The sequence below is a fragment of the Pedobacter sp. AC190 genome (assembly GCF_979258025.1).
In genome coordinates this window covers 167,761-181,806 of sequence record NZ_OZ409824.1, presented here as the reverse complement: position 1 = coordinate 181,806, position 14,046 = coordinate 167,761, and the positions used below count along the sequence as shown (strand labels likewise).

At 40.0% G+C, this 14,046-nt stretch carries 12 protein-coding genes; 4 read left to right on the top strand and 8 right to left on the bottom strand.

Translation table 11 applies throughout. The features are described 5' to 3' along the window. Positions 1-1,381: 1,381 nt before the first annotated feature. From ACZZZI_RS00865 to ACZZZI_RS00845, 5 genes are all read right to left on the bottom strand, one after another. The gene (locus ACZZZI_RS00865) at positions 1,382-1,933 is read right to left on the bottom strand and encodes a hypothetical protein (protein ID WP_463488338.1); all 552 of its coding nucleotides are present in this window, start codon (positions 1,931-1,933) and stop codon (positions 1,382-1,384) included. Between the two features lie 293 nt (positions 1,934-2,226). Continuing rightward, positions 2,227-2,535: a hypothetical protein gene (locus ACZZZI_RS00860; RefSeq protein ID WP_463488337.1), complete on the bottom strand. Its 309-nt coding sequence runs from the start codon at positions 2,533-2,535 to the stop codon at positions 2,227-2,229. A 174-nt stretch (positions 2,536-2,709) separates the two neighbouring features. Then, complete coding sequence (locus ACZZZI_RS00855) at positions 2,710-4,842, bottom strand: xanthine dehydrogenase family protein molybdopterin-binding subunit (protein WP_463488336.1); 2,133 nt, start codon at positions 4,840-4,842, stop codon at positions 2,710-2,712. 10 nt (positions 4,843-4,852) lie between these two features. Continuing rightward, on the bottom strand, positions 4,853-5,836 hold the full coding sequence (locus ACZZZI_RS00850; RefSeq protein ID WP_463488335.1) for an FAD binding domain-containing protein: 984 nt from the start codon (positions 5,834-5,836) through the stop codon (positions 4,853-4,855). 14 nt (positions 5,837-5,850) lie between these two features. Next, positions 5,851-6,633 carry a (2Fe-2S)-binding protein gene (locus tag ACZZZI_RS00845; protein WP_316761669.1) on the bottom strand — a complete coding sequence of 261 codons (783 nt, stop codon included), beginning with the start codon at positions 6,631-6,633 and terminating at the stop codon, positions 5,851-5,853. 461 nt (positions 6,634-7,094) lie between these two features. On the opposite strand from ACZZZI_RS00845, the gene ACZZZI_RS00840 reads away from it, so the two are divergent. Together ACZZZI_RS00840 and ACZZZI_RS00835 are read left to right on the top strand one after the other, a co-directional pair. Then, a complete protein-coding gene (locus ACZZZI_RS00840; protein ID WP_463488334.1) occupies positions 7,095-8,426 on the top strand; it encodes a putative sensor domain DACNV-containing protein in 1,332 nt (443 codons plus the stop codon). A 1,514-nt stretch (positions 8,427-9,940) separates the two neighbouring features. Beyond that, entirely contained in the window at positions 9,941-10,414 is a 474-nt protein-coding gene (locus ACZZZI_RS00835) for a DinB family protein (RefSeq protein ID WP_463488333.1), read from the top strand. 6 nt (positions 10,415-10,420) lie between these two features. Here ACZZZI_RS00835 and ACZZZI_RS00830 read toward each other — a convergent pair whose 3' ends face one another. Next, a complete protein-coding gene (locus ACZZZI_RS00830; RefSeq protein ID WP_463488332.1) occupies positions 10,421-10,810 on the bottom strand; it encodes a winged helix-turn-helix transcriptional regulator in 390 nt (129 codons plus the stop codon). Between the two features lie 95 nt (positions 10,811-10,905). Here ACZZZI_RS00830 and ACZZZI_RS00825 point away from each other — a divergent pair, with 95 nt between their 5' ends. Then, complete coding sequence (locus ACZZZI_RS00825) at positions 10,906-11,436, top strand: NAD(P)H-dependent oxidoreductase (RefSeq protein ID WP_463488331.1); 531 nt, start codon at positions 10,906-10,908, stop codon at positions 11,434-11,436. Between the two features lie 83 nt (positions 11,437-11,519). On the opposite strand, the gene ACZZZI_RS00820 is transcribed toward ACZZZI_RS00825, so the two are convergent. Then, complete coding sequence (locus ACZZZI_RS00820; RefSeq protein WP_463488330.1) at positions 11,520-12,098, bottom strand: Crp/Fnr family transcriptional regulator; 579 nt, start codon at positions 12,096-12,098, stop codon at positions 11,520-11,522. A 135-nt stretch (positions 12,099-12,233) separates the two neighbouring features. Between ACZZZI_RS00820 and ACZZZI_RS00815 the strand changes: the two genes are divergently transcribed. Further along, complete coding sequence (locus ACZZZI_RS00815; protein WP_463488329.1) at positions 12,234-13,304, top strand: SDR family oxidoreductase; 1,071 nt, start codon at positions 12,234-12,236, stop codon at positions 13,302-13,304. A 246-nt stretch (positions 13,305-13,550) separates the two neighbouring features. On the opposite strand, the gene ACZZZI_RS00810 is transcribed toward ACZZZI_RS00815, so the two are convergent. After that, on the bottom strand, positions 13,551-14,045 hold the full coding sequence (locus ACZZZI_RS00810) for a hypothetical protein (RefSeq protein WP_316761688.1): 495 nt from the start codon (positions 14,043-14,045) through the stop codon (positions 13,551-13,553). Between the last annotated feature and the right edge of the window lies 1 nt (position 14,046).

The following is a 14,046-nucleotide window of genomic DNA, read 5'->3' as shown; positions in this document are numbered from 1 at the left end:
TGCATTGGACCAAACCACAATGTCATTAACTCAAGGGAAAACAAAAAAGAATGGTCATCCTGAGCGTAGTCGAAGGACAGATTGTTTTTTGTTTTCGACTATCAAACTAGTCTTCGACTACACTCAGACTGACAACACTTATGCTTAAGTTAATGATATTGGACCAAACCACAATGTCATTAACTCAAGGGAAAACAAAAAAGAACGGTCATCCTGAGCGTAGTCGAAGGACAGATTATTTTTTGTTTTCGACCATCAAACTGGTCTTCGACTACGCTCAGACTGACAACACTTGTGCTTAAGTTAAAGACATTGGGCCAAACCACAATGTCATTAACTTAAGGGAAAGCAAAAAAGAATGGTCATCCTGAGCGTAGTCGAAGGACAGATTATTTTTTGTTTTCGACCATCAAACTGGTCTTCGACTCCGCTCAGACTGACAACACTTGTGTTTAGTTAAAGACATTGGGCCAAACCACAATGTCATTAATTTAAGGGAAAACAAAAAAGAACGGTCCTCCTGAGCGTAGTCGAAGGACGGATTATTTTTTGTTTTCGACTATTAAACTTGTCTTCGACTCCGCTCAGACTGACAAAACTCAAGGGAAAACAAAAAAGAATGGTTCTCCTGAGTGTAGTCGAAGGACGGATTATTTTTTGTTTTCGACCATCAAACTGGTCTTCGACTACGCTCAGACTGACAACACTTGTGCTTAAGTTAAAGACATTGGGCCAAACCACAATGTCATTAACTTAAGGGAAAACAAAAGAGAATGGTCATCCTGAGCGTAGTCGAAGGACAGACTATTTTTGTTTTCGACTATCAAACTGGTCTTCGACTACACTCAGACTGACAACACTTATGCTTAAGTTAATGATATTGGATCAAAACACAATGTCATTAATTTAACGGAAAACAAAAAAGAATGATTCTCCTGAGTGTAGTCGAAGGACAGATTATTTTTTGTTTTCGACCATAAACTGGTCTTCGACTCCGCTCAGACTGACAAAACTTAAGGGAAAACAAAAAAGAATGGTCATCCTGAGCGTAGTCGAAGGACAGAATATATTTTGTTTTCGACCATCAAACTGGTCTTCGACTACACTCAGACTGACAACACTTATGCTTAAGTTAATGATATTGGACCAAACCACAATGTCATTAATTTAAGGGAAAACAAAAAAGAATGGTCATCCTGAGCGTAGTCGAAGGACAGATTGTTTTTTGTTTTCGACCATCAAACTGGTCTTCGACTCCGCTCAGACTGACAACACTTATGCTTAAGTTAATGATATTGGACCAAACCACAATGTCATTAACTCAAGGGAAAACAAAAAAGAATGGTCATCCTGAGCGTAGTCGAAGGACAGAAATTAAGAGCTATAAAGTGGCTGTGGCAGTTTGGTATTGTAAATTTCCGTAGTCTGAAATATTAGTAACAACCTTCTCCGTTATTTTTATCCATTTTCTTCCAGAGGATACGTAAACAAATATCCTTGACGGGAATGTAATATCGTTGCTTCTAGAACTTTTAACGTTGCTTTTTGTATTGGTAACTTGTTTTACAAAAGCAAAAATACTGAATTGGTTAGCACCAATACTTCTGTCATGAATACCTTGTGCCAATGTTTTAGTAATTGAGGCTTTTTGGGCACTGCTTTTTCCTTTAAATTTTGAATTCCAATCAGTTGGTTTGCTGGGCACACAGATTATTTTAGCATAGGTGTCGGTGTCTTCAATAATAAACATTGGAACGTTGCTAATTCCCTCTTTGAGATTCGATTTTATGTAGCCTAGCCAACTTACTAATCGATTAGGTTTTTCTGTAAATAAATCTCTTCCTCTTAAAGGATCTGTAGCGGCTTTAGATAAAATTGGTATAGCCAAGAGCACACAGAAGAGCAGAATATAAGAAAGCAAGGGACGTATCATTGGTTAGCTTTATTGCGCAAGTTAGTTTTTAAGAAAACGAGTTTATAGGATAAATAGAATTATGACATTTCTCAAAACAATGAGTATCAATAATCTTTAAATTAATGTTATTTAATATACAAAATCACGGTTTAAAATCAGTCAGTATTTCATATTAAATGCTTACAACATACGTCTGTTATAGTTTGGGGAACTAGAGTGTGGTACGGTTTTTTTACTTCCTGCTATGGCAAAATGTCTGGAAATCCATAAGAATGTTCCGATCAGAATTGGAGGGATCATCAGGCAATAAATTATAGGGGATAAATACATTGCTGGAGGTTAAAGGAAATTTCTAATGCAGAAATGACAACCTGACCATCAGATATTTCTGCATCGTAAACCACAGTTATTGGCGACGCTTTAATAAGCAGCCAGCCAGACAAGATCTTTTCTGGTCCCAGCAGGGAAATTTCCATGGGTAAGGTTTCCGTTTTCGAGGTCTCATTCGTCTGGCTAAGCAACCAGCTCCATAGCCTTCCCTCTAGCGCAATGCCCTTTTCCAGGCGTATAGTTCCAGGTTTTTGCAGCAGTTGATCAGCAGCATTGGGATGTGAATCCAAGCCTGCAATTTGGTGAAAGATCAGACATTCGCCAGGGAAAATCCCAATTGTCAGGCAGAAATAAAATGCTTCAGGTTTGGATACGAGGAAATGCAACTTAAAAAAATTATGACGTAAATATAAAAATCTGATCTGCTTTAAAATTGTTGGAAATTAAGGCCTGTTAATAGCAAATTAAAGTAATAACTTATCTGGAGTAATTGGCAGTGACCTTATTCTTTTTCCAGTTGCGTTAAATACAGCATTGGCGATTGCTGCAGCAACGCCTACAATGCCAACCTCACCAATTCCCTTGATGCCCATTTTATTTGGAACTAAATCGACTTCATTGATAAACATGGCGTCGAGTTTTCCAATATCAAAGTTCGATGGGACGTGGTAATCTGCAAACGATCTGGTTGCAAAGCTCCCATAACGAGGGTCAATTACCGATTCTTCACTCAGTGCCATCCCGATCCCCCAAACATTTCCACCAATAATCTGAGAACGGGCAGTTTTAGGATTTAAGATTTTACCTGCGCCAGTAACGGCAAGAAAACGTGTTACTTTAACCATACCAGTAACGCTACTTATTCTAACCTCCGCAAAATTAGCATTAAAACTGTGGCATGAATATTTTTCAGCTTCAGCAGGCGCTTTGGAATCTGATCGGGTCTGAAAGGAACCTATGTTTTCCGAAACCATAAGCTGGTTAGCCGTAGGTCGCACAAAAAACTGTTTGCCCGATTTCGCCAAAAGTTCATCTGTAATTTTTGTACAGGCATCATTAACCGCGTTGGCGAAACTGGATGCGCCTACAGAACCAACCGAACCAGCGGCGGGCGGAAGTGATGAATCACCTATCTTCATGGTAATCTGTGAAACAGGAATGCCCAGTCCATCGGAAGCCGTTTGCGCTAAAATTGTATTTGTTCCAGTACCCAAATCTGAGGCGGCAATTTCAACCGTTGCAAACACTTTTCCATTTTGAAGGCGAAGATTAATACTGGCCGAGCTGTCGCGCTGGCGGGCAGGGTAAGTACCACAGGCTACCCCATAACCAACCAAATCATCGCCGACTCTATTGCTTCCTGGCGCTTTTTTACGCTTATCCCAGCCGAAAGCCTTTGCGCCTTCCTTTAAACATTGTACCGTTGTTCTTGAACTCCAGGGCTTCCCATTGGAAGGATCTTGTTTGGGTTCATTTTTAATTCTTAACTCAATAGGGTCGATATTTAGTTTATGCGCAAGTTCGTCCATAGCAGATTCCAACGCAAAACTTCCAGTCGACTTGCCCGGACCACGCGTGTAAGTCGGGAGAATAACATGCATCGGAACCGAACGGTAAGAGATTAAGGTATTAGGTGCATCATACATGATTTTGGAACAGTCGCCACAAGGTTCTATATATTCGTCATCAATAGCGGTATGTGAAATGGTTTCATGGGCAAGGGTGCTTAGCATTCCATCTTTTGAAGCCGCTAAGGTAATTTTTTGAATGTTGCGCTGGCGCAAACCAACTGAATTGAACATTTGCTGCCTAGTTAAGGCAAGTTTTACAGGTCGGTTAACCATTTTGGCAGCTACAGCACACAGCACCAGGTTTGCCCATTGGCCACCTTTTGATCCAAATCCACCACCAATAAAAGGCGAAACAATTCTAACCTGTTCTGCTTTTAGGTTTAGCGTTGCTGCGGCTGCAGTTTGTGCGCCGTTTATAATTTGCGAACCATTATACAGGGTAAGATTTTCATCCTTCCATACCGCCAGCGTAGAATGAGGTTCCATGGGATGATGGTGCTCAATTGGCGTTTCATATTCTTCCTCTATAGTTATCTGTCCTGATGTTATGGCAGATTTTCCAGCGCCTTTGACAAAATCCTGCAGCTCTTTTCCTTTAGGCATTACTGGAGTTTTAGCTTCCAAATCAAAATCAGTTTTCTGATTAGCTGCTTGCTCGTATTTAACTTTTATAAGATTCGCGGCTGCAGTTGCCTGCTCAAAGGTTTCGGCGACAACCATTCCAATGTGTTGGCCATAAAACATAATATCTGGGCTTTGCAAAAGGGCACCACCCCTCAAGCCCCCCTTAACGTTTAACTTAGGAGCATTTTCATGGGTAATGACTGCAATTACACCTGTTGATTTTTTCGCATCATTACTTTCTATCTCGGTAATTTTACCAAAGGCAATTGTGCTCTTAAAAAGAACCGCGTATGCGATGTTTTTCTCAGGATAATCAGTTGCATAGCTTGCTTTTCCTGTTATTTTCAGTATCCCGTCAATCCTGTCAATACCCTTGCCAATCGCTTTGTTTTTTTCTTCCATTTTACTAAGATTATCCCTTTAGTGCCAATTCAAGTCCTTTTATGATGCAGTTTTCAGCCATTTGAACTTTGAATTTGTTTTGTGAAAGCGGTTTTGCAGAAACCATCTCCATTTCCGCTGCTTTTCTAAAATTTGCCTGACTAGGCGTTTTACCTTTCAAATAGGCTTCAGCCTTAAATGCCCGCCAGGGTTTATGCGCAACCCCACCAAGCGAAATATGTGCAGCATTTATTCGCCCTTCTTTGATTTCAAGTCCTGTGGCAACTGAAACCAATGCAAATGCATAAGAATTCCGATCCCTTACTTTTATATAGGAAGAGTGTGCTGCAAGTTCATTTTTTGGAATTTCAATTGAGGTAATTAATTCGCCTCGTTTTAAGCTATTGTCTTTTTCGGGTTGCGATCCTGGCAGCAGGTGGAAGTCATCAAATGCGATGTTTCTGAGATTACCGTCGGGTTGAAGTACCCTTACTGAGGCCCGCAAAGCTGAAAGTGCTACGGCCATATCAGAAGGGTATACCGCTACACATTTATTCGACCAGCCAAAGATGGCATGCATTCGGTTGAAGCCTTCCATTGCAGCGCATCCGCTGCCAGGCTGCCGTTTATTGCAGGGCATGGCAATATCGTAAAAATAACTACAACGCGTTCTTTGTAACAGGTTTCCGCCGTTGGTTGCCATATTCCTGATCTGCGCTGATGCACCAGCCAAAATAGCTTTGCTTAACATAGGGAAATCTTTTCTCACCGTCGGATGGTTTGCTGTATCGGTATTTTTTGCAGTTGCGCCCAGGCTTATGCCGATGGAACTCTGTTTTATTGCGCCCAGGTCCAATCCACTGATGTCAATCAGCTCATTGGGATTGGAAACATGTTCCTTCATCAAATCTAGCAGATTGGTTCCACCGCCGAGCAAGGCAGCATTTTCATTCTTTAATAGCATCGAAATCACCTGATTGGGATTTTGTGCCATAGAAAATTTAAAAGGGTTCATATCAATAGAGTATTTTAGCCTGCATAAAGCCAGTTTTGTTCTACATTTTTTCCGCTCTGCGCTTCTTTAATGGCATCCACAATATTCGGATAGGCACCACATCTACAGATATTTCCAGACATCCGTTCTGAAATTTCTTCATCACTTAAAAGCAGTCCTTGTTTTTGATCTCGAATATCGCCAGTTATAAAACTTGCCTGACCTTCTTTGGCTTCTTTCATTAAAGCCACAGCAGAACAAATCTGTCCTGGCGTGCAGAAGCCACATTGAAAACCGTCATGTTTTAAAAAGGCTGCCTGCATTGGGTTAAGTTCACTGCCTTTGGCAAGCCCCTCAATGGTGATCACTGATTTTCCCTCACAACTAGCAGCCAGCGTTAGGCAGGAAAGTACGCGGTTGCCGTTAACAATTACTGTACAGGCGCCACACTGACCATGGTCACAGCCTTTTTTAGAACCAGTCAATCCAATCCTTTCTCGGAGCGTGTCCAGCAAAGTCATTCTCGAATCAACGAGTACCTTCCTTTCCGTAGAATTTACCTTAAAATTAACATGGATGCCATTTTCGATAGCTTCAGGAATCAGGTCGGGAATTTCCTCAATGGTTGCCGCCCGTGCAAAAAGCTGTTCTGCACCGATAAGGTGGCTGGCCAGCATTCCAGAGGTTGCAAGGCCCATCAGTTTCAAAAAATGTCTTCTGTTAAAACCCGAAGTGAGGACCTCTTCAAGTTCTTCAGGCATTAAGTCGCCGAAAAGCTTTCGCTCTTCAGGGCTGAGCAATGTTTTGTTATTTTTCATGTTGATGAATGGAATGATAACCGTGCAGCAGGTTTTAAACCAACTACTTAAAAGAATAAACAATCTCGAAAACACTTGGTTTTATTAAATCAAAAATGATACATGACGGAGAAATCGCCCTACAAGGAAAAAAATCCGCAAATTAAAAAACAATGTAGCCTTCAATAACACCTCAATGAAAATTAAAAGCCGAATTAGTCGAATTGTTCTTTAAGATCCATAAGCACATCCTCCAGCGATTTACCTATTAAGAAGCGATTCTTGCCTCAAATGCGCAGCATTGCACAAGGCAGTTAATTGGCTTTTTAACCAGTATCCAGATCGCCTTTGTTTGTAGCATAATGATACCAGACAGTCCAAATGGATTCCTGGCAGAGATTATGCTTATTAGTTTTAGCAATTATGAGCTTGAGCGCAAACGATTTTCAAAATCATCTGTTTGATAGCTAAATAATAAAAACTTGGAAAACTCACGCCCTAATGACTTGGCAGTTTTGGTGCATAACAAGCTCAGGCTAGCCAAAAGCAGTTCAACGCTTCCTGAAATTAAAATTCTTGAAGACCTATTCGATTGCCTGTTTTACTCGAGCATGTGCAAGGAGGAAAGTGAGCTGATCAGAGTAACTGTGACTTTTATAGACCCCGCTAACCCAGATCCTGCTCCTCCAAAGCATATTGTTCCAGAGAGATGGAGCTGCGTTCCTTTCGATCACCATGTTATGATGACCACTAAGTCGCTGGCGAAACTTTCAAAAGCGGCAGATCCCGTCAGCTCTTCTCTCGCGGTGTATTACGATGAGAAAGGGTGTATTTACATCTGGGGGATGATTGACCAGGCGATGCATTATCAGAACTTTTTGAATTATGAGTCTGATACTGGTTCTGAACAGCCTGGCCTTTTTCAGGTTTCGATTAGTGATATTGGTACGCTAAATGTACTCTTTGATTATGAGCTATTAGCCACCTTGAAGCACAATGTTCTGGTTAAGCGTTATCTGGATGTGCTTACCATTGGTCCGATATCTAAAATGTTGAGGAAGAATGCAGACTTTCTGAAGATTTCCATAAAAGAATATATTGAGCAGATTCATCCTGAAGAGAACTATACCGACTGGGAGAATTTTTTGGACGGTCTGTGGATCCAGACTTTTTCAAGGCTCTTGCTAAAGATACAGAACTATCAGCATGGGGGTGCAATACTTATTGCGGATGATAGCGCTGACCTTGATGTTAAATACCGAATTCACTATGAGCGCCTTACTCTTGCCATGGTTTCTCATGCCAAAGCCGCGATTGATAACTTTGTTGCGGAGAGTAAAATAGAAACGCAACTCAGTGCTGGCAAAAGATCGGTTAACAAGGCACTTTATTTAAAAGAGACAAGTTCTTTTTATGGTAAAAAGGGGACAGGCGATGAGATCAAAGGTGCGATCAGCTTTATTGCTTCACAAACCTGCGTAGATGGCGTGGTATTATTCAATCGCAGTATGGTTAGTAATGGCTTTGGCGCTGTGCTCCGTGCAAAGAAGATGCCCAGAAAAATCCATGTTTCTTCCACTGCTACTGCTACACCAAAGTCACTTGAACCACATGACCCAAGGCATTATGGCACTAGGCACCGTTCTATGATTGCTTATTGTTGGAACCATCCCTCTGCACTTGGACTGGTAATATCTCAGGATGGAGATATCAGAGCTTTCTCGAAAATCGAAGATAAGCTGATTATGTGGGAGAACATCAAAACCCAGCAATACATGACAGGAAGCCAAAAGAAGCGGAAAGCGTCAGGTTAAATTTTAGTTTAAGCGGAACGTCCACTTTATAAAAAGACAATTGAATTTATCTGACTATCAAAAATTTCATGATATTGTGTAGTTTGTGTTGTAAATATTTGATTATTAGTTCGCTAAAGCGATTTGTCTGGAAGTAAATCCCTCAAACTATAATAACAAATTTCTTAATAGCGTTGGAATTTTAGTGAACTAACGCTGGATTTTTAATTGCATCAGCTAGCCAAGTGTATAGATAAAGCATAGATCAGGTAGGGATAAAGCATAGATAGAGTACTGTAATAGTACTAAATTGAAATTCTATTTTTGTTGATACCCAATAGTCGAATACTTACGCTGCTTTTAATTTGCTAGCTCGCTATAGTCCATTAAAAGCATCCTGCTTTCCCATTGCATGCCCATCCCAGTCCTAAGGCATGATGATTGCATTTTAAGGCATGTTAAATTTTTATCCCGCTTAGAGATCTTTTAAAAAACGATTACTAACGGAGTATATAAAGGGAAATTAAGAGTTTGCAAATTAGATTCTTATTCCTTTGATATGCGCTGCGGTTAATATTTAGAAGAGCGGGTTAGGGCATTGTTATTAACTGAAGCACAAGTATTGTCAGTCTGAGCATAGTCGAAGACCAGTTTGATGGTCGAAAACAAAAAATAATCTATCCTTTGACTACGCTCAGGATGATCATTCTTTTTTGTTTTCCTTAAGTGTTGTCAGTCTGAGCGTAGTCGAAGACCAGTTTAATGGTCGAAAACAAAAAATAATCTGTCCTTCGAGTACGCTCAGGATGAGCATTCTTTTTTTGTTTTCCTTAAGTGTTGTCAGTCTGAGCGTAGTCGAAGACCAGTTTGAGGGTCGAAAACAAAAAATAATCTGTCCTTCGACTACGCTCAGGATGACCATTATTTTTTGTTTTCCCTAAGTGTTGTCAGTCTGAGCGTAGTCAAAGACCAGTTTGATGGTCGAAAACAAAAAATAAACTGTCCTTCGAGTAAGCTCAGGATGACCATTATTTTTTGTTTTCCCTAAGTGTTGTCAGTCTGAGCGTATTCGAAGATGGGTTTGATGGTCGAAAACAAAAAATAAACTGTCCTTCGAGTAAGCTCAGGATGACCATTATTTTTTGTTTTCCCCGAGTGTTGTCAGTCTGAGCGTAGCCGAAGACCATTTTGATGATCGAAAACAAAAAATAATCTGTCCTTCGACTACGCTTAGGATAACGCTTCTTTTTTGTTTTCCCTTAAGTGTTGTCAGTCTGAGCGTAGTCGAAGACCAGTTTGAGGGTCGAAAACAAAAAATAATCTGTCCTTCGACTACGCTCAGGATGACCATTATTTTTTGTTTTCCCTTAAGTTAATGGCATTGCAGGTTAGGGTACGCGAAGCATAATATGAATCAATAATATACTTTTGCTTTCTATATTCCTAAAAGGTACTAAGTTTGAACATTAATCTGAAAAGGTTAATTTAGAGAATACTATGGCTTCTTCCTTTATTAAAAACTTAAATCAATTTAAATGATTAATGAACGTTTCGAATGTGAAATTTTAAGAGCTAGCAGGATCAGGCTATTGCAATTAATGGAAACCAGTAATTATGAGATATTATTTAAAATTCCTGCGGGTTTTAACAATAATATAATTTGGCAAATCGGCCATTGCATTACTTCTCAGCAAAGACATATGTATATGCGAAGTGGATTGCCGATGTATATCTCCAATGAATTCATGGAATCCTTCAAAATTGGATCGTCGCCAGCTTCCTGGAAATTTACTCCAGATGTTAATGAGTTAAAACATTTATTGATTGATACGGTTAACCGCCTTGAATTGGATTTGGAAGCTGGATTATTTGTTAATTATACGCCCTTTGAGTTATCCATTGGATTTCAAGTGAGAAATCATGTTCAGGCACTGCAAGCTGCTAATTATCACGAAGCAGAGCATAGCGGGAGGATTTTTATGTATTTGAAGCTGTTATTCAATAATTAAAGCACCTCAATTTTTTGAACCAGAAACCTCCTCGGGTTCGTTCATTAATTTCTTGTGCTCATCACCCCAGCTTTCCAATGCTTTGATTACAGGTTTTAATGCGTATCCAATTGGTGTTAATTCATATTCTACACGAGGAGGAACTTCTGCGTAAACCGTTCTACTGATTATTTTATTTTCTTCTAGCTTCCGCAATTGTAAGGTTAACATTCGTTCGGTAATGTTTGGTAAGTTTTTTTTTAGCGCTCCAAACCTCAGCTTCCCATTCAATAACCAGGAACAGATTACCAAAGTCCACTGACCTCCAATAATATTTGAAGCATAGGCTTCCAGACATTCATCGGCAAGAGCTAATTTGTTGGCGAAGTTGGTCGACGTTTCTTTAATCTCACTCATTACTTACATTTTATATAGTACCTAACAATTGGCAGTTAATATACAAAAGCTTGGGTTAGGTAATAACTTTGTGTTAAATATTTTAAAAACTTAAGATGAAAACATTGATAATTGTCACCCACCCAAATATAAACGAATCTGTAATTAATAAAAGATGGATAGAGGAATTAAGTAAATTTCCTGAAAGTTATACGATTCATCAGTTACATGAAGCTTATCCAGATGAAAAAATAGATGTTTTAGCGGAACAGCTTTTAGTGGAACAGCACGATAAAATTATTTTTCAATTTCCCTACTACTGGTTTAATTGTCCTTCGTTTTTAAAGAAATGGCTCGATGAAGTTTTAGTCCATGGCTGGGCTTACGGTAGTAAAAGTGGTTATCGTATGGCGGGAAAAAAAATAGCGCTAGCCATATCCTTGGGCGTTGAAGCGTATGAGTTAAGTACATCAGGAATTTACAAGTATCCGCTAAACGAACTTACCAGGCCATTTGAATTAAGTTTTGAATATATTAAGGCAGATTACCAACCACTCTTCGCTTTTTATGGAATGGAACATAATGCTTCAGATATTCATATCGAGGTGGGTGTAAAATCATACCTGGATTTTTTAGCTGATTTTTAGTAAGTGCCCTTCGACTTCGCTCAGGGGTGACAGATTATGATAAACTGGGTTGCCCTTCGACTTCACTCAGGATTAAAATGTGGTTATTTTTTTAGCAAATCTTTTTTGATACGGCTAATTGTTTCGGGTGCGATACCTAGATAGGAAGCAATCAAATGCTGGGGAATGCGCTGGGATACTTCGGGATTGCTACTGATAAATTCCAGGTATTTTTCTTTCGCCGTGTGGCTGATCGAACTGGTCAGCCTTCGTTCTTTTGTGAGGATGCTGTTTTGAAAAAGTATTCTGAAATAGCGATCCATAATGGGTACATTCAGGGTCAGTTTTTCGTAGTCTGCACGCGAAAGTAGCAGTAGCTGTGCATCTTCGATGGCATCGATGCTATAAATGGCTGGTACTCCAGTTAGAAAACTGTTAAAGTCTGAAAGCCACCAGCCTTCCCATCCAAATACACTCACATGCTCATTTCCCTTATCATCGGTATTATAAGTTCTCAGCAAACCTTCTGCAATGAAAGCCAGGTATTTACAGCTGTCTCCAGCTTGCAGCAGGTATTGTCTTTTACGAAGACTTTTTGGTGTAAAAAAATCTTTTACGGCTGACCGTTCTGCATCGCTTAACGACACCTTTTTTTCTATATGCTCAAAAAGTACCTCTACCATTTTCGCTGGCAAAGATAAGCTTTTCACCCAAAGGAAACCCACCAGAGAATTGTTTACTTGATCCAGGTCAAGATTATTTCATGATGCTGATCAAGAAAAAAACATGGCCTTAACGTTAATTTTGTATAAAAAAACATGAGAAATAAAGTTGCATTGGTAGTAGGTTCGAGTGGTATAACTGGCTCCAACTTAGCCAAAGAATTAATTAATGCGGGCTGGGAAACTTTTGGTCTTGCCCGTAAACCGAATACAGATATTGAAGGTTTGAAACCCATTTCAGCAGATTTGCTGGAGATGGAAAGCCTGAGAGCTGGGTTAAAAGACATTAAACCTACACATATATTTATTACCACCTGGATGCGCCAGGATACGGAATCTGAAAATATAAGGATTAATGCTCTCATGGTTAGAAATCTTTTGGATGTGCTTTCGCCCAAAGGCTCAGTAGAACATGTGGCTTTGGTGACGGGACTAAAACATTACCTCGGCCCATTCGAGGCTTATGCGAAGGAAGGATTTTTACCTGAAACGCCTGTACGGGAATCGCACCCAAGATTGGATATTGAAAACTTCTATTACGCACAGGAAGACGAGGTTTATGCGGCTGCAACCCGTGATCGGTTTAGCTGGAGCATCCACCGTCCGCACACTGTTATTGGAAAGGCTATCGGGAATGCGATGAACATGGGCACCACCCTGGCTGCTTATGCCTCGATTTGCAAAGAAACTGGGCGAAAATTTATTTGGCCTGGATCGGAAGCGCAATGGAACGGGATTTCGGATGTGACAGATGCCAGAGTGTTGGCTAAACATCTGATCTGGGCTGCTACCACAGATGCTGCAAAGAACCAGGCCTTTAATGTCGTAAATGGCGAAGTTTTTCGCTGGAGCAGACTCTGGTTCCGTTTAGCTGATTACTTTGGTATTGAGGCTGTGGGTTTTGAAATGGATATTAAACCGTTGGAAAAGGAGATGGCTGGTGATGCAGCGATCTGGGTAGAAATTGCTAAAAAATACCAGCTTAAGGAAACCGAACTTAGCCGTTTGTCTTCGGCATGGCATACAGATCTGGATTTAGGCAGACCAATTGAAGTGATGACCGACATGGGCAAGAGTAGGAAAATGGGTTTTCAGGTTTATCAGGATACGGAAGAAACGTTTTTCGAATTGTTTGATGAACTGCGTGCATCTCATCTGATTCCATAGTTCATGGCATAACTTGCTCTGTCTATATGACTTTATTTATCTTTCGGCCTCCGATTAAGATAATATAATTCATTTAAACCACCCCAACCCCTCCTTAAAATAAGGAGGGTGTTTCTCCCCGAAAATGTAAATCAAACCCGCAAAAGATTCCTTGATGACTTTGAATTATGATTTAATCAACATTCAAAAATTCCTGCCCAGGTTTGAACAGGAATTTGAATATTAAAACTTTTTTGGGTGGCTTATTTAAAGGTCAAGTGTCTTGTTAATTTTCTTTTGTTTGAAAAATTGTAGAACTGAACCTGCGATAAATAAAACCAGCAGCACCAATAAGGTTTGGCCAATAATTGAATCAGTTGGGCCTTTTGCCAAGGGGTGTCCAAGTGGCACACGGGTAAAGGTTTCGTTAATGGTGGGCACCCACGATAGAAAAAAACTGAAGGAGAGCAGGAAATTTTCTACGTATCGATTTCTGTTATTGCCTGGCTTTCGACTAAACAGGAAATAAGCTGCTCCAATTAAAATCAGGATAAATATGGAGAACACATGGCCTGCATTAAAGCCACCGTGTTTTGAAATGCCCAGGGCGGTTAACGAGGTGATGATGGTACTGTAAGCATATATTTTGCCTGATGTTACTGCTAAATTGATTTTTGCATATTTAATATAAGATATGATTGCGGCAACAATAGCCGCAACACCTATAATGGTATGAAAAATTCCTAATGATGATAATCCCATA